Genomic DNA, 12344 nt, shown 5'->3' with positions numbered 1-12344 from the left:
TCCCGAAGACAAACATTGGATAAATATCCTTTCATCCATTTGTTTAACACAAGAGCATCCTGCCCTCGAGATAACACAGCCCCTCACTAATGAGTAAGGAGCCGTGGAATACTACATTACTCTGCTGCTTCTGGAGCTGGTGCTTCTGCGTCAGGAGTAGTGGCTTCTTTGATGCTCAGGCGGATACGGCCCTGGCGATCAACTTCCATTACTTTCACTGGCACTTCTTGGCCCATTTGCAGATAGTCAGTCACTTTCTCTACACGCTTGTCAGCGATTTGAGAAATGTGAACCAAACCTTCTTTACCACCGCCGATAGCAACGAATGCACCGAAATCAACGATACGAGTTACTTTACCCGCATAGATACGGCCCACTTCGATTTCAGCAGTAATTTCTTCAATACGACGGATAGCGTGTTTTGCTTTATCGCCGTCTGTTGCTGCAATCTTAATGGTACCATCATCTTCGATTTCAATAGTGGTGCCAGTCTCATCAGTCAGCGCACGAATCACAGAACCACCTTTACCGATCACATCCTTGATTTTCTCAGGGTTGATTTTCATGGTGTAGATACGTGGAGCAAACTCAGAGATATCGCCACGAGGTGTGCTGATAGCCTGTTCCATAACACCTAGAATGTGCAGACGCGCACCCTTAGCCTGGTTCAGAGCCACCTGCATGATTTCGCGGGTGATACCTTCAATTTTAATGTCCATTTGCAGTGCGGTGATACCGTCACGGCTACCGGCCACTTTAAAGTCCATGTCACCCAAGTGATCTTCGTCACCCAGAATGTCAGACAGAACCACAAAGTTTTCGTCTTCTTTAACCAGACCCATTGCGATACCTGCAACAGCGGCTTTAATTGGCACACCTGCATCCATCAGAGCCAGAGAAGCGCCACAAACAGAAGCCATTGAGGAAGAACCGTTAGACTCGGTGATTTCAGAAACCACACGTACAGTGTAAGGGAACTCGCTCGGGCTTGGCATCACAGCCATTACACCGCGTTTCGCCAGACGGCCATGGCCAATCTCACGACGTTTCGGTGAACCAACCATGCCTGTTTCACCAACAGAATATGGAGGGAAATTATAGTGTAGCAGGAATGAGTCAGTACGCTCACCCATCAGCTCATCAATATTTTGCGCATCACGTGCAGTACCCAGTGTTGCAGTAACCAATGCCTGAGTTTCACCACGGGTGAACAACGCAGAACCATGGGTACGTGGCAAGACACCAGTACGTACATCCAGACCACGGATCATGTCTTTTTCGCGGCCATCGATACGTGGTTCGCCACGTAATACACGGCTACGAACGACGTCTTTCTCAACGCTGCCCAGGATATCCTGAATTTCCGCAGCATCTAAAGTATCGTCTTGCGCCAACAGAGCTTCAGTCACGTCAGCTTTAATCGCATCAACTTGGGTATAACGCTCTTGTTTCTCGGTGATGCGATATGCGTCACCCAGACGAACTTCGGCCAGTTCAGCAACGCGTGCATGCAGCGCTTCGTTAACAACTTCTGGCTGCCAATCCCACTTAGGTTTGCCTGCTTCGGCAACCAGTGCATTGATGTTTTCAATCACAACTTGCTGTTGTTCGTGGCCGAAAACAACCGCGCCCAACATTTGATCTTCAGACAAAATGTCTGCTTCTGATTCAACCATTAATACCGCAGCAGCAGTACCGGCAACAACCAAGTCCAGACGGCTCTCTTTCAGTTCGTCAGTCGTTGGGTTCAGTACGTACTGGTCGTTGATGAAACCAACGCGTGCAGCACCGATTGGGCCGTTGAATGGAATACCTGACAGACTCAGCGCCGCGGATGCACCAATCAGTGCCACGATGTCTGGGTTAATTTGTGGGTTAACAGAAACAACGGTCGCAATAACCTGAACTTCGTTCAGGAAGCTGTCTGGGAACAGTGGACGAATCGGGCGGTCAATCAGACGTGAAGTCAGTGTTTCGCCTTCACTTGGGCGGCCTTCACGACGGAAGAAGCTGCCTGGGATACGGCCAGCAGCGTAAGTACGCTCCTGATAGTTAACAGTCAGAGGGAAGAAGCTCTGGCCTGGTTTAGCTTTCTTTTGGCCAACAACAGTAACGAATACTGCGGTGTCATCCATGCTTACCATTACAGCAGCAGTTGCCTGGCGAGCCATCATGCCGGTTTCAATAGTGACGGTATGTTGGCCGTACTGGAATTTACGAATAATCGGAGTCAGCAAAGTAGTATCCTTATACTATATGCGGTGCCGGATCGTATTGACGATCTCATCCACCTATAACTAATACCTTCACACTGCATCCTCGCGACTAATGACAATCCTTAACTCTAATTGAGTTAAAGTCTCTCATTAGCCGCGCGAACCTCTGCACCGGAAGATCCTATTTTATAAAAATATAAAACAACAACAATAATATACTAGCGTATTTTATCATTGCTTCTTAGAAAAAAGGGGCCAATTTGGCCCCTTTCTCCCGAAACTCGCAGACTTAGCGACGCAGACCCAGACGCTCGATCAGGGAAGCATAACGTGCTACATCTTCACGCTTCAGGTAGTCCAGCAGCTTACGACGCGTGGATACCATACGCAGCAGACCACGACGACTGTGGTGATCTTTTTTGTGCTCGGAGAAGTGACCTTGCAAATGGTTAATTTGAGCAGTCAACAGAGCAACCTGAACTTCGCTTGAACCGGTGTCATTGGCACCGCGACCGAAGTCAGCAACGATTTTAGCTTTCGCTTCAACACTTAGAGACATGATACAACTCCAAATATATAGATAAATTAAGACAGGCGCCGATCTCTAATTCAGCAACCCAATATGTAAGCCGCACTATTCTACTCTTTGAACTGCGGGATCGCAAGAAAGGCCGCTTGGGCTTACTCCGCGTATTCCACAACCAAACGCTTCGGTGCTACACGGCCATCTTCTGCAATGGTGCCAATACCAATGAAGTTACGCTCTTCACCTTCAGTGATACGCACCATACCTTCGCCAGGAGCACCTGATACATGCACTGGCTGCCCTTGCTTAACATACGCAGCAACCGCAGGTAACAGATTGACTTCAGGGAAGTTTAACACCGCGCTGTCCATCGGTAATAACAGCAAATCTAGTTCAGGATTAGGTGAACGCCCTTCTGCCTGTGCGGTTTCAACCATGGCGGTCAGTTGCTCTAAAGTCACCATACGATCACTGGGGTAAGTGGCCACTTGCAACCGGCGCAGATAACTTACATGAGCCCCGCAACCTAACAATTCACCCAAATCATCAATGATTGTGCGAATATAAGTTCCTTTGGAACAATGAATTTCCAGCTCAAGATCATTGCCTTCCCAGCGGATAAACTGCAGTTCATACACGGTAATACTGCGCGCTTCACGTTCTACTTCAATCCCCTGACGGGCATATTCATACAACGGTTTACCCTGATGCTTCAGTGCAGAATACATGGACGGTACTTGCTGGCTATCGCCACGAAAACGGTCCAGAGCAGCATCCATCTGAGCCTGAGTCACCTTAACTTCCCGTTCGCTGATTAACGCCCCTTCGGCATCCGAAGTATCAGTGCGTTGCCCTAAGCGAGCAACAACCCGATAACGTTTATCTGAATCGAGCAAAAATTGGGAAAATTTGGTTGCTTCACCCAAACAGATAGGCAACATACCGGTCGCCAGTGGATCAAGCGCACCGGTATGGCCTGCGCGGTTAGCACTAAAGAGGCGTTTTACTTTTTGCAAAACGTCATTAGAGGAGAGGCCCAGCGGCTTATCCAATAACAGAACGCCGTTAATGTCACGGCCGCGACGACGTGGACGCCCCATTACTTCTCCTCGTCTTGACCTGGATTAACCTGACGCTCTACATCATTTTTGATGACATTCGTCACCAGGTTAGACATCCGCATCCCTTCAATCAGAGAGTTATCATAAGCGAAGGTCAATTCTGGCACGATGCGCAAACGCATCGCTTTACCCAGCAGGGTGCGGATATAGCCGGAAGCATCTTGCAATGCTTTAATGCCATTTTTAACCGTATCCGGATCAGCGTTATCGGTTAACACATTCAGGAAGGTCACAAAGACTTTAGCGTACGCCAAATCACGGGACAGCTCGATACCGGACACGGTAGCCATGCCAACACGAGGGTCTTTGATTTCACGCTGTAGGATGAGTGCGATCTCTTTCTGCATTTCCTGTGAAACGCGCTGAGAGCGGCTGAATTCTTTTGCCATTTGGATTCTCCAGACAATTTGGGGGGCCAAGGCCCCCCAAATGGATATAAGCAAATCAGAGGTGGTTAAGCGATGGTACGTTTGATTTCGATAATTTCGAATACTTCGATCACATCACCAGCACGGACGTCATTGTAGTTCTTAACGCCGATACCACATTCCATGCCATTACGAACTTCATTAACGTCATCTTTGAAGCGGCGCAGGGATTCCAGCTCGCCTTCATAAATAACCACGTTGTCGCGCAGAACACGGATTGGATTGTTACGCTTAATCATACCTTCAGTCACCATACAACCAGCAATGGCGCCAAATTTCGGTGATTTAAATACATCACGAACTTCAGCCAAACCAATAATTTGCTGTTTGTATTCTGGTGCCAGCATACCACTCATCGCCTGTTTAACTTCGTCGATCAGGCTATAGATTACTGAGTAGTAACGCAGATCCAAACCTTCAGTTTCAACAACACGACGCGCTGAAGCATCAGCACGGACGTTAAAGCCAAGGATGATTGCGCCAGAAGCTGCTGCCAATGTTGCATCAGTTTCGGTGATACCACCAACGCCTGAACCAACAATGCGAACTTTCACTTCATCGGTAGACAGTTTTTCCAGTGAATCACAGATGGCTTCACAAGAACCCTGTACGTCAGACTTGATGACGATATTCAGTTCAGAAACTTCGCCTTCGGTCATGTTAGCAAACATGTTTTCCAGCTTGGATTTCTGCTGACGAGCCAGCTTAACTTCACGGAATTTGCCCTGACGATACAGTGCAACTTCACGTGCTTTTTTCTCGTCACGAACAACGGTAACTTCGTCACCGGCAGCCGGAACACTGGACAGGCCCAGGATTTCAACTGGAATAGACGGGCCCGCAGAGGTGATATCACGGCCCAGCTCGTCACGCATCGCACGCACACGGCCATACTCAAAGCCACACAGTACGATATCGCCTTTGTTCAGCGTACCTTGTTGAACCAGCACAGTAGCAACCGGGCCACGGCCTTTATCCAAGAAGGATTCGATAACAACACCACTTGCCATGCCAGTACGAACTGCTTTCAGTTCCATAACTTCAGCTTGCAGCAGAATTGCTTGTAGCAAATTATCAATACCCGTACCGACTTTCGCAGACACCTCGATGAATGGAACATCGCCGCCAAAATCTTCGGATATAATACCGTGTTGAATCAATTCGGTTTTAACACGGTTTGGATCAGCAGCTGGCTTATCGATTTTGTTCACTGCTACCACAACCGGCACGTTCGCCGCTTTGGCATGCTGAATAGCTTCGATAGTCTGCGGCATCACGCCATCGTCAGCTGCGACAACCAGCACTACGATATCGGTCGCTTGAGCACCACGAGCACGCATTGAAGTAAATGCGGCGTGTCCTGGAGTATCCAGGAAGGTGATCATGCCGTTTTCAGTTTCAACGTGATAAGCACCGATGTGCTGAGTAATACCGCCGGCTTCACCTGACGCCACTTTCGTGGAGCGGATGTAATCCAGCAGAGAGGTTTTACCGTGGTCAACGTGGCCCATGATGGTCACTACCGGAGCGCGATGCTCAGCAGCGGCTTCAGCGCCAGTATCACGGTCGCTCATCAGTGCTTCTTCCAGTTCGTTTTCACGACGTAGAATCACTTTGTGGCCCATCTCTTCAGCAACCAGCTGAGCTGTTTCCTGATCGATAACCTGGTTAATGGTTGCCATTGCACCCAGTTTCATCATTGCTTTGATGACCTGAGAGCCTTTAACAGCCATTTTGTTTGCCAGTTCAGCAACAGTTACCGTCTCGCCAATGACGACATCACGGTTAACAGCCACAACAGGCTTGTTGAAGCTCTGCTGCAAGGTGCTTGGTTTACGTTTGCCTTTGCGGCCAACAGCACGTGCTTCTTCGCGATCAGCTTTAGACTCAGAGAGTTTATTGCCTTTCTTCTGCTTAGTTGCCTTACCACCACGAGTGCGGCTACGGCGATCACCTTCAACTTTGGCGTCGTTTTCATCTTCCGCGGCGCGCGCATGTTGTGAAGTGGTCACATGGTAATCCGCAGACTCAGTCTGCTCAGCCACAGGTTCTGGCCATTTACCTTCGTTTTCGGCTGCCATTTTACGGGCTTCCTCAGCAACGCGTTTAGCGTCTTCTTCGACCTTACGGCGTGTTTCTTCTTCTACTGAGCGTTTCAGCTCGGCAGCTTCAGCTTCACGGCGTGCTTTATCAGTCTGAGCTGGCTTGGTTTTTTCGTCGGTTTGTTGATTCGTCACTTTTTCTTTTTCCGCTGCTTGGCGTTTAGCTTTTTCAGCGGCCTCACGTTTGGCTTGTTCTTCGGCCGCTCGTTTAGCTTTTTCTTCAGCGATTTTCTGCGCTGCTGCTTCCGCTTCACGTTGTGCCTGCTCTTCCGCTTCACGCTGTGCCTGCTCTTCCGCTTTCGCTTGTTCAGCTTCCGGCGTATTTACATAAGTGCGTTTCTTGCGGACCTCGATTTGCACCGATTTACTTTTTCCGCCGGTGCTCGGAATATTCAAGGTGCTACGCGTTTTGCGTTGCAACGTGAGTTTATTAGGCGCACTACCGTGTTCACGGTTTAAGTGTGCCAGCAGTGTTTCTTTTTCTTGCTGAGTAACTGAGTCTACGTCAGACTTCTTGATCCCTGCATCAGCAAATTGCTGTACCAGGCGATCAACTGGAGTCTGAATCTCAGCTGCCAGCGATTTTACGGTTACATCTGTCATGCTGTTCCTTCCTGCTACAGTTTATTACGCGTTATCGCCAAACCAACAGATATTACGTGCGGCCATAATCAGCTCGCCGGCTTGCTCATCGCTAAGCCCTTCAATATCTGCCAGATCGTCGATACCCTGCTCGGCAAGATCTTCCAGCGTACACACACCGCGCGCAGCCAATTTGAATGCCATGCTACGTTCCAGACCCGCTAAATTCAGCAGATCATCAGCGGGTTTTTGGTCGCCAAGACTTTCTTCTTGTGCCAGGGCCAGCGTGGTCAATGCAGCTTTGGCGCGGTCACGCAGCGCTTCAACCGTATCTTCGTCAAGACCATCGATTTCCAGAAGTTCTTTCATTGGCACGTAAGCCAATTCTTCCAGAGAAGAGAAACCTTCCTCTACCAAAACAGTGGCAAAGTCCTCATCGATATCAAGATATTTGGTGAAGGTATCAATAGCGGCATGAGCCTCGGCCTGATGCTTCGCCTGAAGATCGTCCGCCGTCATTACGTTCAGTTCCCAGCCACTCAGCTGTGCAGCTAAACGCACGTTCTGGCCATTACGGCCAATTGCCTGTGCCAGATTACTGGCTTCAACGGCAACATCCATCGTGTGTTTGTCTTCATCCACCACAATTGACGCAACATCAGCTGGCGCCATGGCATTAATAACAAACTGGGCTGGATTATCATCCCACAATACAATATCAATACGCTCGCCGCCAAGTTCGCTGGAAACAGCTTGAACACGGGCACCACGCATACCAACACAAGCACCGACGGGATCGATACGTTTGTCGTTGGTTTTAACCGCAATTTTAGCACGCGAACCCGGATCACGGGCAGCTGCTTTAATTTCGATCAATTCTTCGCCAATTTCTGGCACTTCAATGCGGAACAGCTCAATCAGCATTTCAGGGCGTGAACGGCTAACAAACAGCTGAGCACCTCGAGCTTCCGGCCGCACATCATATAGCACACCACGGATACGGTCGCCTGGACGGAAGTTTTCACGCGGTAGCATGTCTTCACGGCCAATAACCGCTTCAGCATTATTACCCAAATCCAAGGCAATACTGTCGCGGTTAACTTTTTTCACTGTACCGGTAACGATCTCGCCCAAGTATTGGCGGAACTGTTCAACAACCATAGCGCGTTCAGCTTCACGTACTTTTTGTACGATAACTTGCTTGGCGGTTTGAGTGGTAATACGGTCAAAAGTGACAGATTCAATCTGATCTTCAACATAATCGCCCAATTGGAGCGAAGGATCTTCAAACTGAGCCGCATCTATTGTGATTTCACGGGTTGGCATCGTGACTTCGTTAACAGCAACCCAACGACGGAAGGTATCGAAATCACCGGTTTTACGGTCGATGCTGACGCGAACTTCAATTTCTTGTTCGTATTTTTTCTTGGTCGCTGTCGCTAGAGCGGTTTCCAACGCCTCAAAAATCTTCTCGCGCGGAAGGGATTTCTCATTGGAAACTGCTTCTACAACAGCCAGAATCTCTTTGTTCATCCTAGTTGCCTCATCCAAACTTTAAAAGTGGGGTACCAGGTTCGCTTTCTGGATGTTGCTCAGCGCGAACACTTCATCTTTTCCATCCACAGTAACCGTGATCATTTCACCATCAACGGCTTTGATAATGCCCTGCCATTTACGGCGGTTCTGCATTGCCATACGCAACACCAAAGTGACTTCTTCACCAAGGTAACGAGTATAGTGTTCAGCAGTGAACATTGGGCGATCAAGGCCCGGAGAGGAAACTTCTAAGTTGTAAGCGACCGTAATTGGATCTTCTACGTCCAATACAGCGCTGACCTGGTGGCTGACATCAGCACAAGCATCAACAGTGATTCCGTCGTCACTATCAATATAGATTCGTAGCGTCGATTGGCGCCCCCGGATGAACTCGATGCCGACTAATTCATAGCCTAAGGCCTCAACCGGTGCTGAAATTATCTCTGTTAACTTTTGTTCTAATGTGGACAAGCCCACCCCCAAGACATAAAAAAAGGGCCTAATAGCCCAGTGATTCTGCTGTCAAATAACAAAAAACCCCGAAATTCGGGGCTTTATGCAACTGGACCCTGTTTGCCGCAAAGCGGCTTCGGTACAACTTTCTGACAAGTATTTTTTTCAAATTGAAATCGAAAGTATCTGAGGTCTACCGAATACAACATTTGAAAAAAAACACTTTAGGAAAGTGGTTGCGGGGGCCGGATTTGAACCGACGACCTTCGGGTTATGAGCCCGACGAGCTACCAGGCTGCTCCACCCCGCGTCCGAAAACGTGGCAAATATTACGTTGATAACGACAAAAAAGCAAGTTATCTGTCTGATTTGGTACCGAGGACGGGACTTGAACCCGTAAGCCCAATCGGGCACTACCACCTCAAGGTAGCGTGTCTACCAATTCCACCACCCCGGCACTGATTCAACTGGTTGTTTTTACTATTTAAGTCATCACAACCATTTTAAAACTTTCTTTCTATATCTACTGCTTTTGAAACATTACTGCGGGATATCACTACTCGGCTTAGTCGGAGCTACAGGCGCTGTAGTCTGCTCAGTTTTCGCTGGCTGACCCAAATTTTCCCATTCGCTACCTTTATTGCCCTGGTTGGTGCTCATATTCCCCAAAATCAAACTAATGACGAAAAACAGCGTCGCCAATACAGCCGTCATACGGGTCATAAAGTTACCGGAACCATTCGAACCGAACAGAGTTGCAGAAGCACCTGCTCCGAATGAGGCTCCCATATCCGCGCCTTTGCCTTGCTGTAACATGATCAGAGCTACCAGCCCAATCGAAATCAGCAAGAAAATAACCAGAAGAGCTTCGTACATAGTTGTACCTGTATCCTTGCGGGTTCACCGCATGCCAAATGCTTCTCACCCATCAAGCGGGGGACTTATTCACCCACTTAAGCGGGTGTGAATACTAACCAAAGCGTCTAGTACACGCAAGGGCAATTTCACTACCGGGGTTCATTTGCGGAAAAAAGCGTCAAGTTATTCAACTTCAGCATAATTTACAGGGGAAGAGTGGGCCCTTCCCCTACAAAAACAATTAACCAGCCTCTTTCACTGCATCAGCAATTCGGTTAGCCATTTCAGAAATCAGTGATTCTTCCGCATCACCTTCAACCATGACTCGGATTAATGGCTCAGTACCTGACTTACGCAGTAGAACCCGGCCACGATCACCCAGCTCTTTTTCAACCTGACGAGTCACTTCTTCAACTTTCTCTGATTTCAGTGGGTTATGTTCGCCCGAGAAACGCACATTGACTAAAATCTGTGGCAATAATTTCATGCCGCTACACAAATCATGCAGACTCATATGATTACGAACCATAGCCGTAAGCACCTGTAAGCCAGCCACAATGCCATCGCCCGTTGTGGTTTTATCCAGCAAGATGACATGGCCTGAGTTTTCAGCACCAATACGCCAACCTTTTTCCTGCATGGCTTCGAGAACGTAGCGGTCGCCAACTTTGGCACGAACAAAAGGAATACCTAGCTCTTTCAGAGCCAATTGCAGCCCCATATTGCTCATCAGTGTGCCAACGGCACCGCCTTTTAGTTGCCCCTGTCGCAGCCCTTCTCGAGCGATAATATAGAGGATCTGGTCGCCATCAACTTTGTTACCCAGGTGGTCGACCATCATCAGCCGGTCACCATCACCATCAAATGCCAAACCAACATGAGCCCCTTCGGCAAGAACACGCTGTTGCAGCATACGAACATCTGTAGCACCACATTCTTCGTTGATGTTCATGCCATCTGGCTCACAGCCAATGGTAATCACGGTTGCACCCAATTCACGCAAGACACTTGGCGCGATGTGGTAAGTGGCCCCATTGGCGCAATCGACCACAATTTTCAGCTCATTCAAGCTGAGCTCACTGGGGAATGTCCCTTTGCAAAACTCAATGTAACGCCCCGCAGCATCCACAATGCGGTTTGCTTTACCCAACTCTGCGGACTCTACGCAGGTTAAGGGTTTTTCCATTTCGGCTTCAATTGCCTCTTCCACATCATCCGGCAGTTTAGTGCCATCAATTGAGAAGAATTTAATGCCGTTGTCGTAGAAAGGATTATGAGATGCTGAAATAACGATACCGGCTTCCGCACGGAAAGTTCGGGTCAGATAAGCCACTGCAGGTGTCGGCATAGGGCCAGTGAATGAAGCCGATAACCCGGCAGCAGCCAGGCCGGCTTCAAGTGCGGACTCCAGCATATAGCCAGAAATACGCGTATCCTTCCCTATGATAATTTTACGAGAACCATGTCGAGCCAGAACCTTACCGGCGGCCCAGCCGAGCTTTAATACAAAATCTGGCGTAATCGGGCTGTCACCCACTTTGCCGCGAATGCCATCTGTACCAAAGTATTTACGGTTACTCATAATTTTTGTTTATCCCTTCGCTGAAAGTGTTGCCTCGACGATACGCATCGCCTCGACAGTTTCTTTGACATCATGCACTCTGACAATCTGCGCGCCTTGCATTGCTGCAATAACAGCACAAGCGACACTCCCGATGACCCGCTGCTGTGGCGGGACATTCAACAACTGGCCAACCATCGATTTCCGTGACATCCCCACCAATAGTGGCAATCCAAAATGGTGAAGTTCAGCCAGATGTGCCAATAACTGGTAATTATGCGCCAGATCTTTACCGAAACCGAAGCCTGGGTCGAGTAACAATTTACTTTTTGCGATGCCAGCCGCAACACAACGCTCGATATGGTGCACAAAGAACTGATTTACATCGGCCATTAAGTCATCGTAATGAGGAGACTGCTGCATACTTTGTGGTTGCCCTTGCATATGCATCAGACATACCGGCAAATCGGTTTTTGCTGCGGCTTCAAGCGCACCGGGCTCTTGTAATGAACGAATATCATTGATTAAGTGAGCACCAGCACGGGCCGACTCGGTAATAACAGCCGCTTTGGATGTATCTACCGATAGCCAAACATCAAAACGTTTTGCCAACGCTTCGACCACAGGTACCACTCGGTCAAGCTCTTCTTGTTCGCTGACTTCAGCTGCGCCGGGACGGGTAGATTCACCACCAATATCAATCAGCGTAGCACCTGCTGATAACATCAGTTGAGCATGTTGCAGCGCGTTATCAAGATTATTGTGATGCCCGCCATCAGAAAATGAATCTGGGGTGACATTCAAGATACCCATGACCTGTGGATGAGTGAGATCCAAAGCCCGATCTCTGGCAATTAATTTCATGCAATAGCGCCTTAAAGTGGCAATTCACTTTGAATCTATACAACAGAAAAAGAAAAACCCCGAGCACAAGCTCGGGGTTTATATTAATCACAACGCT

Annotated in this window: 10 protein-coding genes and 2 tRNA genes; all 12 read right to left on the bottom strand. The window is 48.6% G+C overall.

The features are described 5' to 3' along the window. Positions 1-116: 116 nt before the first annotated feature. Complete coding sequence (pnp, locus tag DJ58_RS06660) at positions 117-2237, bottom strand: polyribonucleotide nucleotidyltransferase (RefSeq protein ID WP_004707063.1); 2121 nt, start codon at positions 2235-2237, stop codon at positions 117-119. A 268-nt stretch (positions 2238-2505) separates the two neighbouring features. Next, on the bottom strand, positions 2506-2775 hold the full coding sequence (gene rpsO / locus DJ58_RS06665; RefSeq protein ID WP_004707062.1) for a 30S ribosomal protein S15: 270 nt from the start codon (positions 2773-2775) through the stop codon (positions 2506-2508). A gap of 122 nt (positions 2776-2897) precedes the next feature. Then, on the bottom strand, positions 2898-3842 hold the full coding sequence (gene truB / locus DJ58_RS06670; RefSeq protein ID WP_004707061.1) for a tRNA pseudouridine(55) synthase TruB: 945 nt from the start codon (positions 3840-3842) through the stop codon (positions 2898-2900). Then, positions 3842-4252 (bottom strand): 30S ribosome-binding factor RbfA, encoded by a 411-nt coding sequence (rbfA, locus tag DJ58_RS06675; protein ID WP_032910437.1) that lies wholly within the window; start codon positions 4250-4252, stop codon positions 3842-3844. The genes truB and rbfA overlap by 1 nt, the downstream gene beginning before the upstream one ends. A 65-nt stretch (positions 4253-4317) precedes the next feature. Then, positions 4318-6996, bottom strand: a complete 2679-nt coding sequence (gene infB / locus DJ58_RS06680) for a translation initiation factor IF-2 (protein ID WP_004707060.1) — start codon at positions 6994-6996, stop codon at positions 4318-4320. Positions 6997-7020: 24 nt separating this feature from the next. Next, complete coding sequence (nusA, locus tag DJ58_RS06685) at positions 7021-8508, bottom strand: transcription termination factor NusA (RefSeq protein WP_004707059.1); 1488 nt, start codon at positions 8506-8508, stop codon at positions 7021-7023. Between the two features lie 21 nt (positions 8509-8529). Then, on the bottom strand, positions 8530-8982 hold the full coding sequence (gene rimP, locus DJ58_RS06690) for a ribosome maturation factor RimP (RefSeq protein WP_002222054.1): 453 nt from the start codon (positions 8980-8982) through the stop codon (positions 8530-8532). 215 nt (positions 8983-9197) lie between these two features. Then, positions 9198-9274: transfer RNA gene (locus DJ58_RS06695), tRNA-Met, on the bottom strand. A gap of 60 nt (positions 9275-9334) precedes the next feature. Then, positions 9335-9421, bottom strand: a tRNA-Leu gene (locus DJ58_RS06700). Between the two features lie 83 nt (positions 9422-9504). After that, the gene (gene secG, locus DJ58_RS06705) at positions 9505-9840 is read right to left on the bottom strand and encodes a preprotein translocase subunit SecG (RefSeq protein WP_004707058.1); all 336 of its coding nucleotides are present in this window, start codon (positions 9838-9840) and stop codon (positions 9505-9507) included. A gap of 223 nt (positions 9841-10063) precedes the next feature. After that, the gene (gene glmM, locus DJ58_RS06710) at positions 10064-11404 is read right to left on the bottom strand and encodes a phosphoglucosamine mutase (RefSeq protein WP_004707057.1); all 1341 of its coding nucleotides are present in this window, start codon (positions 11402-11404) and stop codon (positions 10064-10066) included. Positions 11405-11413: 9 nt separating this feature from the next. Beyond that, on the bottom strand, positions 11414-12247 hold the full coding sequence (folP, locus tag DJ58_RS06715) for a dihydropteroate synthase (RefSeq protein WP_004707056.1): 834 nt from the start codon (positions 12245-12247) through the stop codon (positions 11414-11416). Positions 12248-12344: the final 97 nt, after the last annotated feature.

The sequence above is a fragment of the Yersinia frederiksenii ATCC 33641 genome, assembly GCF_000754805.1.
Taxonomy (GTDB): Bacteria; Pseudomonadota; Gammaproteobacteria; order Enterobacterales; family Enterobacteriaceae; genus Yersinia; species Yersinia frederiksenii.
The sequence above is the reverse complement of the archived record's forward strand: the minus strand, read 5'-3'. Positions and strand labels throughout refer to the sequence as shown.

Coding starts and splice junctions, on each gene's coding strand:
- rpsO (WP_004707062.1), bottom strand. CDS start 2,775: ATGTCTCTAAGTGTTGAAGCGAAAGCTAAAATCGTTGCTGACTTCGGT.
- truB (WP_004707061.1), bottom strand. CDS start 3,842: ATGGGGCGTCCACGTCGTCGCGGCCGTGACATTAACGGCGTTCTGTTA.
- rbfA (WP_032910437.1), bottom strand. CDS start 4,252: ATGGCAAAAGAATTCAGCCGCTCTCAGCGCGTTTCACAGGAAATGCAG.
- infB (WP_004707060.1), bottom strand. CDS start 6,996: ATGACAGATGTAACCGTAAAATCGCTGGCAGCTGAGATTCAGACTCCA.
- nusA (WP_004707059.1), bottom strand. CDS start 8,508: ATGAACAAAGAGATTCTGGCTGTTGTAGAAGCAGTTTCCAATGAGAAA.
- secG (WP_004707058.1), bottom strand. CDS start 9,840: ATGTACGAAGCTCTTCTGGTTATTTTCTTGCTGATTTCGATTGGGCTG.
- glmM (WP_004707057.1), bottom strand. CDS start 11,404: ATGAGTAACCGTAAATACTTTGGTACAGATGGCATTCGCGGCAAAGTG.
- folP (WP_004707056.1), bottom strand. CDS start 12,247: ATGAAATTAATTGCCAGAGATCGGGCTTTGGATCTCACTCATCCACAG.